Annotated in this window: 12 protein-coding genes; 7 read left to right on the top strand and 5 right to left on the bottom strand. The window is 73.2% G+C overall.

Features of this window, described 5'->3' with window-relative positions; translation table 11 throughout:
- The first annotated feature begins 70 nt into the window (after window positions 1-70).
- Window positions 71-2,230: an MMPL family transporter gene (locus tag ACIRQ9_RS14340; RefSeq protein WP_404171650.1), complete on the top strand. Its 2,160-nt coding sequence runs from the start codon at window positions 71-73 to the stop codon at window positions 2,228-2,230.
- A gap of 323 nt (window positions 2,231-2,553) precedes the next feature.
- Here ACIRQ9_RS14340 and ACIRQ9_RS14335 read toward each other — a convergent pair whose 3' ends face one another.
- Window positions 2,554-3,705 (bottom strand): glutathione-independent formaldehyde dehydrogenase, encoded by a 1,152-nt coding sequence (locus ACIRQ9_RS14335; protein ID WP_404171647.1) that lies wholly within the window; start codon window positions 3,703-3,705, stop codon window positions 2,554-2,556.
- Window positions 3,706-3,942: 237 nt separating this feature from the next.
- On the opposite strand from ACIRQ9_RS14335, the gene ACIRQ9_RS14330 reads away from it, so the two are divergent.
- On the top strand, window positions 3,943-5,148 hold the full coding sequence (locus ACIRQ9_RS14330) for a cytochrome P450 (RefSeq protein ID WP_404171645.1): 1,206 nt from the start codon (window positions 3,943-3,945) through the stop codon (window positions 5,146-5,148).
- A 92-nt stretch (window positions 5,149-5,240) separates the two neighbouring features.
- Here ACIRQ9_RS14330 and ACIRQ9_RS14325 read toward each other — a convergent pair whose 3' ends face one another.
- The 3 genes from ACIRQ9_RS14325 to ACIRQ9_RS14315 form a co-directional block, all read right to left on the bottom strand.
- The gene (locus ACIRQ9_RS14325; protein WP_404171642.1) at window positions 5,241-5,369 is read right to left on the bottom strand and encodes a hypothetical protein; all 129 of its coding nucleotides are present in this window, start codon (window positions 5,367-5,369) and stop codon (window positions 5,241-5,243) included.
- Window positions 5,366-5,647, bottom strand: coding sequence for a hypothetical protein (locus ACIRQ9_RS14320; protein ID WP_404171639.1), 282 nt, complete (start codon window positions 5,645-5,647; stop codon window positions 5,366-5,368). Before ACIRQ9_RS14320 ends, ACIRQ9_RS14325 begins: the two co-directional genes overlap by 4 nt.
- Before the next feature lie 229 nt (window positions 5,648-5,876).
- Entirely contained in the window at window positions 5,877-6,197 is a 321-nt protein-coding gene (locus ACIRQ9_RS14315) for a DUF6479 family protein (RefSeq protein ID WP_404171636.1), read from the bottom strand.
- A 399-nt stretch (window positions 6,198-6,596) separates the two neighbouring features.
- On the opposite strand from ACIRQ9_RS14315, the gene ACIRQ9_RS14310 reads away from it, so the two are divergent.
- The 3 genes from ACIRQ9_RS14310 to ACIRQ9_RS14300 are packed head-to-tail and all read left to right on the top strand — an operon-like array spanning window position 6,597 to window position 10,210.
- Window positions 6,597-8,237: an MFS transporter gene (locus ACIRQ9_RS14310; RefSeq protein WP_404171633.1), complete on the top strand. Its 1,641-nt coding sequence runs from the start codon at window positions 6,597-6,599 to the stop codon at window positions 8,235-8,237.
- 52 nt (window positions 8,238-8,289) lie between these two features.
- A complete protein-coding gene (locus ACIRQ9_RS14305) occupies window positions 8,290-9,243 on the top strand; it encodes an alpha/beta fold hydrolase (protein WP_404171630.1) in 954 nt (317 codons plus the stop codon).
- A gap of 52 nt (window positions 9,244-9,295) precedes the next feature.
- A complete protein-coding gene (locus ACIRQ9_RS14300; protein ID WP_404171627.1) occupies window positions 9,296-10,210 on the top strand; it encodes a phytoene/squalene synthase family protein in 915 nt (304 codons plus the stop codon).
- A gap of 24 nt (window positions 10,211-10,234) precedes the next feature.
- On the opposite strand, the gene ACIRQ9_RS14295 is transcribed toward ACIRQ9_RS14300, so the two are convergent.
- Window positions 10,235-11,200 (bottom strand): ricin-type beta-trefoil lectin domain protein, encoded by a 966-nt coding sequence (locus tag ACIRQ9_RS14295; protein WP_404171625.1) that lies wholly within the window; start codon window positions 11,198-11,200, stop codon window positions 10,235-10,237.
- Between the two features lie 305 nt (window positions 11,201-11,505).
- Between ACIRQ9_RS14295 and ACIRQ9_RS14290 the strand changes: the two genes are divergently transcribed.
- Window positions 11,506-12,078 carry a sigma-70 family RNA polymerase sigma factor gene (locus ACIRQ9_RS14290; RefSeq protein WP_404171622.1) on the top strand — a complete coding sequence of 191 codons (573 nt, stop codon included), beginning with the start codon at window positions 11,506-11,508 and terminating at the stop codon, window positions 12,076-12,078.
- Entirely contained in the window at window positions 12,075-13,253 is a 1,179-nt protein-coding gene (locus ACIRQ9_RS14285; RefSeq protein ID WP_404171619.1) for a hypothetical protein, read from the top strand. Before ACIRQ9_RS14290 ends, ACIRQ9_RS14285 begins: the two co-directional genes overlap by 4 nt.
- The last annotated feature ends 10 nt before the right edge of the window (window positions 13,254-13,263 follow it).

The raw sequence follows: 13,263 nt of genomic DNA, 5'->3' as shown, positions 1-13,263 counted from the left end.
GTCGGGGTCGCCGATGCCAGGGTCCGCTCCCCGGGCTGCGGTGATCTTCCTACCCAGGAGGACCTTCCGCATGTTCCGACGTATTGGCACTGCCGTCGTCCGACATCCCGTCTGGACGATCGTGGCATGGCTGATCGCGGCGGTGGCGATCGTCGCCACCGCCCCGAGCCTGCCCTCGAACAGCGACGAGAGCAGTTTCCTGCCCAAGAGTTACGAGTCGATCCAGGCGGCCGATCTGCAGCAGAAGGCGTTCCCCAGCGCCTTCACGCCGTCCGCGATCGCGCTCTATCAGCGCACCGACGGCGGCAAGCTGAGCGGCGCCGATCTCAAGGACGTCGCCCGGATCACCACCGAGCTGGGCGGCAAGCACATCGACCAGGTGCAGAAGGTCGTCCCCGGACCGCCGTCCAAGGACGGCAAATACACCATGACCCTGGTGCAGATGGACAGCAAGCAGGCCGGCCAGCCGGCCCAGGCCGACGCCGCCAAGGTGTTGCGCGACGACGTCAAGCAACTCGCCAAGGGCACGGACCTGGAGGTCAAGCTCGGCGGATCCGCCGCGCAGGCACTGGACCAGCAGGACTCGTCCAAGCGCGGTGAGGCGCTGATCGGCATCGGCACCTTCGTGATCATCCTGGTCACGCTGCTGATCATCTTCCGGGCGCCGATCCTGGCCTTCCTGCCGCTCGTGCTGATCGGTGTGGTGTCGGCGATCGCCAACGGTCTGATCGCGTACGCCACCAAGCTGTTCGGTCTGCAGGCCAACAGCTCCGTCTCGTCGATCCTGATCGTCGTGCTCTTCGGCGTGGGCACGGACTACTTCCTGTTCCTGATGTTCCGTTACCGCGAACGCCTGCGCGCGGGCGACGAACCCAAGCAGGCCATGATCAACGCGGTCGACCGGGTCGGCGAGGCCATCGCCTCGGCGGCCGGCGCGGTCATCATCGCCTTCCTCGCGCTGGTGCTGTCCACGCTGGGCTTCCTGAAGCAGATGGGCCCGGCGCTGGCCATCTCGGTCACGGTCACCCTGATCGCGGGCCTGACCCTGATCCCGGCCGTCGTCTCGCTCATCGGGCCGAAGGTGTTCTGGCCCTCCAAGTCCTGGCAGCAGGAGCCGTCCAACGCCCGGTTCGCGGCCCTGGGCCGCGGGGTGCAGCGCCGCCCGGCGCTGACCGCGGCGGTCTCCGGTCTGATCCTGCTCGTGCTGTCGCTCGGCACGCTCGGCTACAAGGCGACGTTCGACCTGGCCTCGGGCTCGATGCCGAAGACCAAGGAGTCCATGGTCGTCCAGGACCGGATGCAGACCGCGTACTCGGCGGGCGCCGCCGCCCCCACCGACGTCTACCTCTCCAGCAGCGACGGCAAGCCGCTTGACCGGTCCGCGTTCGACGCGTACGCCGCGAAGCTCGGCGCCGTGGACGGTGTCGCGAGCGCCCGGATGTCCCAGGTGAACAAGGCCGGTACGACCGCGGACTTCACCGTCACGCTGAAGTACGAGGCGTCCACGGACAAGGCGATCGACGCCGTGGGCCGGGTCCGGGACGTCGCGCACGCGAACGCCCCCGACGGCACCGAGGCCGTGGTCGGCGGCATGTCCTCGATCTTCAAGGACATCGACTCCGCGGTGAACCACGACTACCGCACGGTCTTCCCCGTCGCCGCCCTGCTGATCATGGTGATCCTGGGGCTCCTGCTGCGCAGTGTGGTCGCGCCCTGGTACCTGATCGCCTCGGTGGGACTGGGCTTCGGCTCCACGCTCGGTGCCACGGTCTGGATCTTCCAGGACGCGCAGAACAAGCCCGGTCTGATGTTCATGCTTCCGGTGATCATGTATCTCTTCGTGGTCGCCATCGGCACGGACTACAACATCCTCATGATCGCCCGGCTCCGTGAGGAGGCCCGCGAGGGCCGGGAGCCGCGCGAGGCGGCCGGGATGGCGCTGCGGCACGCCGGTCCGACGGTCGCCGCGGCGGGCTTCATCCTGGCGGCGACCTTCGCCACGATGATGCTGGCGGGCAACGCGCTGCTCACGGAGATGGGCTTCGCGGTCTCCTTCGGCATCGCCGTCGCCGCGTTCGTCATGGCGATGTTCTTCACCCCGAGCCTGACCGCCCTCATCGGCCACGCCGCCTGGTGGCCGGGCCACGCCGACCGGGCGGAGCCGGGTACGGACGCGGGTACGGACGCCGCCGCGGACGACGAGTACCAGGCCGCGGGACGTCGCGGCTAGCACCGCCGGGACAGCGGGCAGGGGGTCTGCCGGGCCGCACGGTCCGGCAGACCCCCTGCGGGCCTTCGGGCGCCAGCCGGGTCGGCGTTCCGGGCGTGGCGGAAAGGGCCCGGGGACGGAAGACGACTGCCGGTCGCCCTGGTCGCCGCCCGCGGCCCGGCCCCGTGGAACGGCGGGAGGCGGTCCGGACGCGTCCGCGTCCGGCGGACGCCGCCGGGGACGAACCCCGCGGTGGCCCGGCCGCGCGGGCCGGCCCGCCATGTCCCGCCGCACGGGCCGGACCGCCGTGTGCCGCGTCCAGGAGCGGACGCCGCAGGCGTGTCCTACGCCGCCAGGGCGTGACCGGGATGCAGGACCACCTTGGTGTAGCCCTCGATCCGCTTGTCGAACTTCTGATAGGCCTCCGGCGCGTCCTCCAGGGGGAGTTCGTGGGAGACCACGAAGCTGGGCTTGGCCCGCCCCGCGATGATCAGGTCCCGCAGCTGGCGGTTGTACTGCTTGACGTTGCACTGGCCGGTGCCCATCTGCTGCCCCTTCTCGAACATCCGGCCGATGGAGACCAGCAGCTGGCCGTGCTTGGCGTGCTCGTCGGGTGCGCCCGGGTCGGACGGGACGTACAGGCCCGGGATGCCGAGCATGCCGGTCGGCCGTACCGTCTCGACCAGGGTGTTCAGGACGACCGCCGGCTCCTCGTGACTGGCGTCGGGCGACTGGGCCTGGTAGCCGACGGCGTCGACGCCCTTGTCGGTGCCCTCGCCACCGGTCTGTGCCTTGATCTGCTCAGCGGGCTCGCCCTGGGAGAAGTCGATCGGTATGGCGCCGATCTGCTCGGCCTTCGCCAGCCGCTCGGGCACCCGGTCGACCACGAACACCTTGGCGGCTCCGCGCAGCAGCGCGGAGTACGCGGCCATCAGCCCGACCGGGCCGGCGCCGAAGACGGCGACGCTCTCGCCCGGGGACACGCGGGCCAGCTCACAGCCGTGATAGCCGGTCGGGAAGATGTCGGCGAGCAGCACGAAGTCGGTCTCGAACTCATCGCCCGGCGGCAGCTTGAGGCAGTTGAAGTCGGCGAACGGCACCCGCAGCAGCTCCGCCTGCCCGCCCTCGTAGGGGCCCATGGCCACGTAGCCGTAGGCTCCGCCGGCGAAGCCGGGGTTGACCGTGAGGCAGAAGCCGGTCTTGCCGGCCAGGCAGTTCTTGCAGAATCCGCAGGCCACGTTGAACGGCATGACCACACGGTCGCCCTTGGACAGCGAGGTCACACCGCTGCCGATCTCCTCGATGATGCCGAGGTTCTCGTGCCCGAAGACGATGCCCGACTCGGCTGCCGTCCGACCCTCGTACATGTGCAGGTCGGAGCCGCAGATGGCGGTCGACGTGACCCGTACCAGCACGTCGTTCGGGTGCTCGATGCGTGGATCGTCGACGTCCCTGACAGCGACGCTGAAGGGCTTCTCGTACACAACGGCTTTCACCTGGTTCACCTCCGCGTCGAACGCCGGGACACGACGACGGACCGCACAGACCGAGGCTCTGGCCAGGAGAAACATGGGGGAGCCGAGCCCCCGGTCCATGCCGCAGCCCTAGGCGCTCGTGTTTCACCATCGGACACTTCCAGAAAACGCCGGTCCCGCGGGCGCTGCAACCCCCGGGGCCGATCAAGGAGCGCGGACGGCGCGGTCCCCGGCCGGCCGGTGTCTAGGGTGTGGGCCATGGATGCCAGTACAACGCCCTCCGCTCGGGCCGCCGTTGACCCCGCGGAGCTGTTCGCCGACCCGTACGCCGTGTACGCACGGCTCCGGGAGGCCGGGCCCGTGCACCGGTTCGCCGGGACGGACGGGCTGCCCGCCTGGCTGGTGACGCGGTACGACGACGTGCGGCAGGCCCTCGCCGACCCGCGGCTGTCGCTGGACAAGGCCCGCGCGAAACCGGGCGGCTACCGAGGGCTGGCGCTGCCGCCCGCGCTCGACGCCAACCTGCTGAACATGGATCCGCCGGACCACACCCGGATCCGGCGCCTGGTGTCCCAGGCCTTCACCCCGCGTCGTGTCGCGCGCCTTCGCGCACCCGTGCGGCGCACCGCGGACGCGCTCCTGGACGCCGTCCGACCGCTCGGCCGTGCCGACCTGATCGCCGACTACGCGGCGCCGCTGCCCATCGCCGTGATCTGCGAGTTGCTGGGCGTGGCCGAGGACGACCGGCCGGACTTCCGGTCCTGGACCGACGCGCTCGTCGTCCCGGACCCCGCGCGGCCCGACGGCCCGCGGGAGGCGGTCAAGGCGCTCCTCGCCTACTTCGGCGCACTGCTCGCCCGCAAGCGCGCCGAGCCCGCCGACGACCTGCTCTCCGCGCTGATCGCCGTACGGGACGCGGAGGACCGGCTCAGCGAGGACGAGCTGATGTCCCTGGCCTTCCTCATCCTCTTCGCCGGCTACGAGAACACCGTGCACCTGATCGGCAACGCCGTCCTCGCCCTGCTCGCCGACCCGCCCCAGCTGGCCGCCCTGCGCGCGGACCCGGCCGGGATCGGCACCGCCGTGGAGGAACTGCTCCGCTACGACGGGCCGGTCCCGCTGGCCATCCGGCGCTTCCCCACCGAGGACGTGACGATCGGCGGGGTCACCGTACCGGCGGGCGAGACGGTGCTGCTGTCCCTGGCTGCGGCGCACCGTGACCCGCGGCGGTTCCCCGAGCCCGACCGGCTCGACCTCGGCCGCGACGACATCGGTCACCTGGCCCTCGGCCACGGCATCCACTACTGCGTCGGTGCGCCGCTGGCCCGCCTGGAGACCGAGATCGCCCTGACCGCGCTGCTGGAACACCTCCCCGATCTCGCACTCGACGTCCCCGTCGACGCGCTGCGCCACCGCCCCTCGATGCGCACCCGCGGCCTGCTGGCGCTGCCGGTGCGGTTCTGAGCCGTGCACGACGGCCCGGAGGGCTGGCCGTGCCCCGGGGCCGGGGGCGCGCGGCCGGCCCGGCACCAGGGCGGAGTCTGTCAAGAGCGCCGTCAGCGGGCGCCGAACCGCGGGTGGCCGAGGCGGAATCCGGCGGACGGCACGGACGCCGTCACCGGAGCCGTCCCGGTGTCGTCGCGGCAGCACACGGCGTGCGTGCCGCCGGCGCCCGGTGCGGTCACCTGGTCCACCGGTAGGTGGCGAAGGAGCCCGTCGGCACGGTCACGACGAACGTCCGGCCGCCGACGGACATCCTGACCCTGCGGTCGGCGCCGACGCCGGCGCCGTTGCCGAGGACGGCCGTGCAGCCGCCCCCGCGGGTCCGGTGGACCACGTCGGCGACGCCGTTCTGCGCGGCGCTGGACTCCAGGCGTACGTCACCGGGCGACAGGTGCTTCGCGAACTGTCCCCGTGCGTACAGCTCGTCTCGGACCGTGAAGGTCCGGGTGCCGGTGTTCACCGTGACCGGACGGCCGGGCCACTTGGTGGTCGCCCGCGACCCGGTCCCAGTCGATGCCGTTGTCCCGCGACGGCCTCCAGTGCAGGCTTCCGCCGTCCTGGTCGGTGGTCCGGGCCCACAGGATGGAGGACCCGGCGTCGAGGCGGACGTCGTCGAGGACGGTCGCGGGCGAGAGGTCGCTGGTCTCGGTGAGCCGGACCGGTTTGCCGGTGCTTCCGGGCGGCCTTGCCTACCAGCGGCGACGGGTCTGGTCCTCACCCGTCCTGGTGGGCGCGTTGCCGAGCTGGTGCGGGGTGAGACGGGTGCCGTCGCTCCCGGCCCGCGGCACCTCGTTCGGCTCGCGCATCTCGCTCTCCTCCCGCACCGGTCCGGTGGCGGGCGGGGTGGGCTGGTCCGTGCTCCGGGGCGGCGGGGACTCCCGGCGGCGCACCCCGATTCCGAGCCGGACCGCCGCCACCAGCGCGGCCGCGACGATCAGCCCGCAGACGACGATCACGATCATTCCCGCCGCCGAACCGGCGGCGGCCAGCTGTTCACTAGTCATGTCCATCGGCCCCGGGTACCCACCGTCGCGCGACGGATACCCGTGGGCTCGGCTCGGAGCGGTTCGCCCCAGTGGGCGTCGGAGCGGCCCGGCACGCACGCGCCGGGCGCGCGGCCGGCCGGCAGCAGCGGCAGGTCGGGGCTGCCGTGACGGACGGTGAGGGCGCCGACGAGGGCACCGGCGACCATCGCGAGCGCCGACAGGGCCCGTCGGCCGGTCCTGCCGCCGGGTCCTCCCACGGCCCGCTGTCGGTGCCTCACGCCGATGCCGCGCGCCACCGTCCGGCGCTTTCCCGGTCGTTCGACAGATGATCTGCGGGGCCGCCTCTGACAGGCTTACGGCGTTCCGGTCCGGTCGCGTGCGCGCCGCCGGGGCGCACGGGCCCAACTCTCGCGGAGCGGTGACATGGCAGTGAGCACGAAAGCCGGACCCGGCGGCGGTTCCTCCGGCTCCGAGTCGTCCTGGGCGCCCCTCGCGCTCCCGGTGTTCCGGGCCCTGTGGATCGCGCAGTTCGTGTCGAACGTCGGCACCTGGATGCAGACGGTCGGCGCGCAGTGGCTGCTCCTCGGCCACGGGGCCACCCTGGTCACCCTCGTCCAGACCGCCTCCAGCCTGCCGGTCGTCCTGCTGGCGCTGCCCTCCGGGGTGCTCGCCGACCGCTTCGACCGGCGCCGGCTGCTGGTCGTCGCCCAGCTCGCGATGTGCGCGGTGGCCACCGTCCTGGCCGTCCTGGCCTTCGCCGGCGAGCTGTCCCCCGGTCCGCTGCTCGTGCTGACGTTCCTGCTCGGCTGCGGCACCGCGCTGATGGGGCCGGCCTGGCAGGCGATCCAGCCGGAGCTGGTCGCCCGCAGCCGGCTGGCGGAGGCGTCGGCGCTGGGCGCGGTGAACATGAACCTGGCCCGGGCCATCGGACCGGCCGTCGGCGGTGCGCTGGTCACGGCGGCGGGCGCGGGCTGGTCGTTCGCCTTCAACGCGGTCTCGTTCCTGGGCATCGTGGTCGTCCTGGTGCTGTGGAAGCGGCCGCCGGCCGAGCCCGTCCCGGCCGCCGAACGCGAACGGTTCCTCACCGCCCTGTACGCGGCCCGCCGTTACGTCCGCAACGCGCCCGGCGTCCGCCGTGTCCTGCTGCGCACGGCCCTGTTCATCCCCGGCGCGGCAGCCGTGTGGTCGCTGCTGCCGCTGGTCGCCGGCCGCTCGCTCGGCCTGGGCTCGGGCGGTTACGGCCTGCTGCTGGCCGCCGTCGGCGTCGGCGCGGTCAGCGGCGCCTTCCTGCTGCCCCGGATGCGCGGACTGCTCGGTGCCAACGGCACGCTCGTGGCCGGGGCCGCCGTCTTCGCCGTGGTCCTGGCCGTCCTCGCCACCGTCCACGTCACCTGGGTCGTGGCGCTCGCCCTGCTGCCCGCCGGTCTTGCCTGGATCGGTGTCCTGTCCACCCTGAGCGCGGCCACCCAGACCCGGCTGCCCGGCTGGGTACGAGCCCGCGGCCTGGCCGTCTATCTCCTGGTCTTCCAGGGCGGGCAGGCGCTCGCCGCGCCGCTGTGGGGCGGACTGGCCCAGTGGCTCGGGCTGACCACCGCGCTGCTCATAGCGGCGCTCCTGCTGCTGCTCGCCGCGGCGAGCGTGCCGCGGTGGCCGCTGTACGACGCCACCCGCATCGACCCGACCCCCTCCGACCACTGGCCCGCTCCGCCCCTGGTCTACGAGCCCGGTCCGGCCGACGGCCCGGTCCTGGTCTCCGTCGTCTACCGCGTCGCGCCCGCCGACCGTGCCGCCTTCACCGCGGCCATGGCGAACGTGGCCCGCTCCCGCCGCCGGACCGGCGCGCTCACCTGGGGCCTGTACGAGGACGGCAACGAGCCGGGCCGCTTCATCGAGAACTACCTCATCGGCTCCTGGGCGGAGCATCTCGCCCAGCACCACACCCGACTGACGGAGACCGACCGCCGCTTCGAGACGACGGCCCGGGCCCTGGTCCTGCCCGGCACCGAGCCGGAGGTCACGCACGCCGTCGACGTCACCGCCACCGCGCGGGACGCCGTCGCCTGAACGCCCGTCGCCCGGGGCGCCGGAGCGGAAGATCGTTGCGTACGCTCGGGCCATGGTCCAGCATCGATTCATCGACGTGAACGGAATCCGGCTGCACATCGCGGAGGAGGGTTCGGGCCCCCTGGTCGTGCTGCTGCACGGTTTCCCCGAGTCCTGGCACTCCTGGCAGCACCAGTTCGGCCCGCTGGCCGCCGCCGGTTTCCACGTGGTCGCCCCGGACCAGCGGGGCTACGGCGGCAGCGACCGTCCCGAGGACGTCGACGCGTACAGCATCTTCCATCTGGTCGGCGACGTCGTCGGGCTGATCGGGGAGCTGGGCGAGGAGCGGGCGTTCGTCGTCGGGCACGACTGGGGCGCGCCGGTGGCCTGGCACACCGCGCTCTTCCGTCCGGACCTGGTGCGCGGGGTGGCCGGGCTGAGCGTGCCGCCGCCGTTCCGTGGGACGAGGCCGCCGCTGCGGGCGATGGACGAGATGTTCGGGGGCCGCTTCTACTGGAACTACTTCGCCCGGCCGGGCGTCGCGGACGCCGAGTTCGGCCGCGACCCGCGCACCACGCTGCGGAAGTTCTTCCACCTGGCCTCCGCCGACAGTGGTGCGGCCGGGCAGCCCCTGGTGGACCCCGAGCGCGGCTGGCTCGCCGACATGCCGGATCCCGAGGTGCTGCCCGCGTGGTTCACCGAGGAGGACCTGGACGCGCTGACCGAGAGTTTCTCCGGTGGCTTCACCGGGGCGCTCAACTGGTATCGCAACCTCGACCGCAACTGGGAACTCACCGCCCCCTGGCACGGCGCCCGGGTCACCCCGCCCGCGCTCTACGTCTACGGCGACCGCGACGTGGTCCCGGCGTTCCCCGGCACGCCCGAACTCATCGCCAGGCTTCCCGCCCTGATGCCCAACCTGGTGCGCGAGCCGCTCGAACTGGCGGGCTGCGGACACTGGACGCAGCAGGAGCGCCCCGACGAGGTGAACGCGGCGCTCGTCGAGTTCCTGACCTCCCTCTCCTGAGCGCTCGGTCCCGGCCGGGACCGGAGGCCGCCGCTGCCTCTACGATCATCCGGTGAGCGCGTGGAAACAGAGCCTGACCGCGGCCGGGATCCGGGATCCGCGGCTGCGGCAGGACTACAGCACCCAGCGGCGTACGGTCCGGCGGTACCGCCGCAGCGCCTACCTGGCCTGCCGGTTGCTGCTGCCGCCCGCGGTGCAGCCGTACGTGGTGGCCGCCACGGCGGTCATGCACCACGGCGACGACCTGCTGGACAGCGGTCCCGAGGCGGGGCGGGCGCGGGCGTGGGCGGACTGGGAGCGGCGGGTGCGGGCGGGGCTGGAGACGGGGACGAGCGCCGATCCCCTGGTCCGCACCCTGCTCCACACGGTCACCGCGCACCCCGGTCACCGGGAGGTGGTGGAGACGTATCTGGGCACCGCCGGGACCGAGTTGGAGTTCACGGGCTTCCGTACCGAGGCCGAGTACCAGGACTATCTCGACGCCTACTCGATGCCGGCCTTCCTGCTGATAGGCGCGCTGCTGGGGCCCGCGGCCGATCCCGGCGGACGGTTCCTGGCCGGTTGCCGCAGGCTCATCGACGGCAGCCAGCGGCTGGACTTCGTCAACGACCTTGCGGAGGACCTGCGGGAGGGCCGGCCGGGCATTCCGGCACAGACCCTGGAGCGGTTCTCGGTGACGGCGGACGACCTCGGGGCGCGCCGCGCCTCCCTGGGTCTGCGCGCGCTCGTGGCGCACGAGGTGGAGAGGTCCCGGACCGATCTGCGCGCGGCCCGGGACCTGCTCGAAGTGGTCCCGGTGGCCCACCGGCCGCTGGTCGGCACGCTGATCGAGATCGAACTGCTCACCGCCGACGCCGTGCTCGCACCGGGCACGGACGTGCTGCGCGGCTCGGCGTCGCCGTCCGCGGCGGGCACGCTCAAGCTGGTGCTCGGTGCCCGCCGCGGGGCGGTCGGTGCTCGGCGGTAGGCGGTGTCGGCGGCCGCGGACCGGTCAGCCCTTGTGCCACTTCTGGTTGGAAGTGCCGGAGCAGGTCCACAGCTGGAGCTTGGTGCCGTTGCCCGTGCCCTTGTCGGTGACGTCCACGCACTTGTCGGCCAGCGCGCTGACCAGGTCACCGGCCGAGCTGAGGTAGAAGAGCTGCGCGCGGTTGCCGCTGCACTTGGCGACCTGGATCGCGGTGCCGTTGGCGGTGTTGCCCCAGGCCAGGTCCATGCACAGGCCGAGCGAGCGGATGGTGCCGTCCGACTGGAAGACCCACTTCTGCTTGGCCGCGCCCGAGCAGTCCAGGATCTCCAGCCGGGTGCCGTCCCCGCCCGCGTTGGTGACGTCGACGCAGCGGCCGGACGGGTTGCCGATCAGGGCCACGCCCGGGACGGTGGTGGTCTTCGTGCCCCCGCCCGTGGAGGAGCCCCCGGAGGAGGTCTTCCCGCCCGAGGAGGACGACTTCGTGCCGGCCGACTTCGTACCGGACGAGGTGGAGCCCGACTTGGTGCCGCCTCCGGTACCGCTGCCGGAGGCGGCGGACCCGCCGCCGGACTGCTGCCCGGTCGAGCCGCTGCCGCCGCCGGCGCCGCCGCCCGTGCCGCCGCCGGACCCGGAGCCGCCCTGGTCCGTCCTGGCGGGCTGGTGGGAGGGGGCGTGGGACGGCGTCGACGACGAGGAGGACGGGGACGGCGACTCGGACGCGCTGGACAGCGTTGTGGGCTCTCCGGGCACCACCGCCGCGGCCGCCTTGGTGTCCGGGTCCGGGAAGAGGTCCACATGGCTCAGCACCGGAACGGCCAGGGCCGCGACGACGGTCAGTCCGGCCGCTCCCGCCACGGTCGCCCACACCCGCATGCCGGGCACCAGGCCGCGACGGGGCGTGGCGGGACGGTTGGCGAAGGTGTCACTGAAACGTCCCGTCGGATTGCCGGGCCGTCCTGCCGAGGGCCGGGGTTTGCGAAGGGGCGGCACGTCGTCTCCTGAAGGTCTCGTGAAGTTCTCGGAACGCCCGGAACGAGCGGGACACAGGAACATTAACCAAGGCGGGACCGGGCTCCGGACGCCAGTCGCCGAAGATCCCGCCGAACGTCACCTTCCGTCCACCTATGCGGAGTCGGCTGTGACGAAGTTGTTGAGCTTCGCAGCAATGCCGGCTTCGGGAAGTTCCGTTTTTCGCGCTAGCGTTCGTCCCTGCAGCGTTTCACAGTGACACAGAGCAACATCGCACGACAGCACAACAGCACAACAGCACCACCCGACACCGGAAGGCGGAGGCATTGAGCCTCATCGACCCTGACCGCGCCGACGGCGCGGACCGGACGCTCGGCCTCCTGCTCGCGGAGCGCGAAAGCCTGCGCCGCTTCGTGACCGGCATGATGGGGCGCGACCCCCACGGCGCGGAGGACGTCGTCCAGGAAACCCTGTTGCGGGCCTGGCAGTCGGCCGGCCGGCTGGACTGGCACGACCGGCCCATCCGCCTGTGGCTGTTCCGGGTCGCCCGCAACCTCGTGGTCGACAGCAGGCGCCGGGACCGGTCCGTCCCCGTGGGCGTCACCGCGGCGGACTTCGGCCCCGCCCTGACGCCGGCCGTGCCCGACCACGCCGAACAGGTCGGCGACCGCCGGGTGCTGGTCTCCGCGCTGCGCACCCTGACCCCCGCCCACCGCGAGGCCGTCGCCCGGGTCCACCTGCTGGGCCAGTCCGGCGACGACGTGGCCCGTCAGCTGGGGCTGCCGCCGGGCACCGTGAAATCCCGTACCCACCACGGCATCCGCGCGCTGCGCACCACCCTCGAATCCCACGGCTGCCCCACGGCCGGAGCAGAGAAACTCCGGAGAGAGACCCGATGACCTCCGACACCATCACCACCCTGCTCGGCCTCGTCGGCGTGCTGGTCCTCGTCCTCGCCGTCACCAGCTGGCTGGTCCGGCGCGGCGGCGGCTGGAAGGCCCTGTGGCGCCGCCTGCGCCGTGAGACGGCCCTCACCGTCAAGGCCTTCACCGGACCGGTCCGCACCGAACTGCGCTACCGGCGCGGACTGCGCCTGCTGGTACGGCTGCTGCGCGAGCCGGCCGTGTGGTCCGACGCCGAGCGGGCCACCGCCCAGGCCGCGGCCGTCCGTCCCGGGGTGCGCCCCTACGGCGTGCTGGCCGGGCCCGAGTGGATGGCCGTCATGGTCGCGGCGGACGGCGAGGCGCTGCGCGAGCCGCCGGAGCCGTGGGCGGCCGACGAGAGCGATCCGCGGCTGTGGTGGATCGACCGCACCGATCTGACGGACGACGTCGAGGACCCGGCCACGCCGCTGCTGGTCTGCGTGGGCCATGACATGGGGCACGCCGTGCTGCTCGACGCGCGTTCGGGACCGCCCGCGCTCTCCGTGTACGGGGCGCCGCGCGCCGCCCGTACCGCCCGTGCCGTGCTCCAGGCGCTCGCCGCCCAGGCGGAGGCCCGGCTGCCCGACGGCAAGGTGGCCATCGCGGCCGGGGTGCACCCGCGGCATCAGGGACCGACCGCCACCGCCGCCGTCGGACAGCCCGGCATCGAGGTCGCGGTGTGCGCCGATCCGCTGGAGCGGTCGCTGCCGTCCACCGTGCGGCTGCTGAGTCTCGGAGTGGCCCGGGGCCGGACCAGGCTGCTGGAGATCGCGCCGGACTCGACGCTCACGGTGCACGGCGTTCCCGCCGCCGCCCGCGTCGACGTCCTGCCGCTGTCGCGGGCCGTGGCCCGGACGCTGGCCGTCCTGCCGCCGTGCCCCGAGCGCCCGGACGACGAGGTGGGCCGCCCGCGGGACACCGCGTCCGCCGCCGACCCCGACCTGCTGCCGGACGAGCCCGGCCGCGGCACCGAGGCACCTCCGGCGGCCGAGCCGACCGGAGTCTCGGCCACCCGGCCGGTCCCCGAGCCCGCACCGGCCGCCGCGCCGGTCCCCGCTCCGGCTCCGGCCGCCGACGGCGACGACGACTTCGCGGAACCGAGCACCTCCGGTGCGGCCGGTGTCTCCGCCAGTTCGCCGCCGGCGCCGTAAACCGCCGTAC

Origin of the sequence: Streptomyces sp. NPDC101237, assembly GCF_044767465.1 — a bacterium.
GTDB classification, from domain to species: domain Bacteria; phylum Actinomycetota; class Actinomycetes; order Streptomycetales; family Streptomycetaceae; genus Streptomyces; species Streptomyces gramineus.
Note: the sequence above shows the minus strand (reverse complement) of the source record. Positions and strands in the feature narration are given on the sequence as shown.

Coding starts and splice junctions, on each gene's coding strand:
- ACIRQ9_RS14305 (WP_404171630.1), top strand. CDS start 8,290: ATGGTCCAGCATCGATTCATCGACGTGAACGGAATCCGGCTGCACATC.
- ACIRQ9_RS14315 (WP_404171636.1), bottom strand. CDS start 6,197: ATGGACATGACTAGTGAACAGCTGGCCGCCGCCGGTTCGGCGGCGGGA.
- ACIRQ9_RS14285 (WP_404171619.1), top strand. CDS start 12,075: ATGACCTCCGACACCATCACCACCCTGCTCGGCCTCGTCGGCGTGCTG.
- ACIRQ9_RS14340 (WP_404171650.1), top strand. CDS start 71: ATGTTCCGACGTATTGGCACTGCCGTCGTCCGACATCCCGTCTGGACG.
- ACIRQ9_RS14330 (WP_404171645.1), top strand. CDS start 3,943: ATGGATGCCAGTACAACGCCCTCCGCTCGGGCCGCCGTTGACCCCGCG.
- ACIRQ9_RS14310 (WP_404171633.1), top strand. CDS start 6,597: ATGGCAGTGAGCACGAAAGCCGGACCCGGCGGCGGTTCCTCCGGCTCC.